Annotated in this window: 1 protein-coding gene; it reads right to left on the bottom strand. The window is 71.0% G+C overall.

Translation table 11 applies throughout. The features are described from left to right. On the bottom strand, nt 1–1,425 hold a 1,425-nt coding region (pyk, locus tag A9O65_RS16760; RefSeq protein ID WP_064702769.1), incomplete at its 3' end, for a pyruvate kinase. Nucleotides 1,426–1,475 lie beyond the last annotated feature (50 nt).

Genomic DNA, 1,475 nt, shown 5'->3' with positions numbered 1-1,475 from the left:
GGTGCCGCCGTGGGCGTTCATGTGGTCCCCGCGGGTCAGGATCACGTGATCGCCCGGCTCGGCAATGCCCTGCGCCACCAGCCGTTCCAGCGCCCGGTCGTTGAGCTCGCCGGCGGTCATCTCGCTGGTGTCGAAGGGCAGGGAGATGACGCCACGATACAACGCCATGCGCCGCTGGGCGACGGGGTTGTGGGCCAGCCCGACGATCGGCAGCCCCGAGCGGATCCGCGAGGCGATCAGCGGCGTGTAGCCGGTGGCCGTCATGCAGGCGATGGCCGCGACCCCGGTGAGGTGGTTGGCGGCGTACATCGCCGACAGGGCGATCGTCTCGTCGATCCGCGAGAAGCCTTCGTGGATGCGGTGCCCGGATTCCTGGGCAATGCGCTCGCGCTCGGCGCCCAGGCAGACCCGCGCCATGGCCTCGATGGTCTCCACCGGAAAGTCGCCGGCGGCGGTCTCGGCGGAGAGCATCACCGCATCGGTGGCATCGAGCACGGCGTTGGCCACGTCGAACACCTCGGCGCGGGTCGGCAGCGGCGACTCGATCATCGATTCCATCATCTGGGTGGCGGTGATCACTGCGCGGTTGTGGCTGCGCGCATGCTTGATGATGCGCTTCTGGGTGCCGATCAGCGCCTCGTCGCCGATCTCCACGCCGAGGTCGCCGCGCGCCACCATCACCGCCTGGCTGGCCTCGATGATGCCGTCCAGGGTGGCATCACTGGCCACCGCCTCGGCGCGCTCGAGCTTGGCCACCAGGCCGATCTCGGCGCCGGCCTCGCCGAGCAGCTCGCGCGCCTCGTGCATGTCGGCGGCGCTGCGCGGGAAGGACACCGCCAGGTAGTCGACCCCGATGTCGATGGCGGTCGCCAGATCGGCCTTGTCCTTGTCGGTCAGGGCCGGGGCGGAGAGCCCGCCGCCCTGCTTGTTGATGCCCTTGTTGTTGGAGAGCCGGCCGCCCTGTACCACGGTGGTGTGGATCTCGCTGCCGGCCACGCGGTTAACATCGAGCACCAGGCGGCCGTCGTCGAGCAGCAGGCGATCGCCAGGGGCGACGTCGTCGGCCAGAGCCTTGTAGTCGCAGCCGACCCGGCTGGCGTCGCCGGCTTCGCCGTCCAGGGCGACGTCGAGCACGAAGGCCTGGCCTGCCTCGAGTTCCACGGCGCCGTCGCGGAAGCGGGCGATGCGGATCTTGGGGCCCTGGAGGTCGCCCAGGGCGGCCACGCTGCGGCCGAGCCGGGTGGCGATCTCGCGGACCTCGGCGAGCCGGCGGCGATGGTCGTCGGCCGCGCCGTGCGAGAAGTTGAGGCGTACCACATCGACGCCGGCGGCGATCATCCGTTCGAGCACGCCGGGCCTGTCGCTGGCCGGGCCGAGGGTGGCGACGATCTTGGTGCGGCGAGCGGGTAGGGCGGAATGGGGCATGCCGGAGTCTCCTGTGGGCCTGGCGCTTATACCCATCTCCGAGCCCACCG

The sequence above is a fragment of the Halomonas caseinilytica genome (assembly GCF_001662305.1).
Lineage (GTDB): Bacteria > Pseudomonadota > Gammaproteobacteria > Pseudomonadales > Halomonadaceae > Halomonas > Halomonas caseinilytica.
Note: the sequence above shows the minus strand (reverse complement) of the source record. Positions and strands in the feature narration are given on the sequence as shown.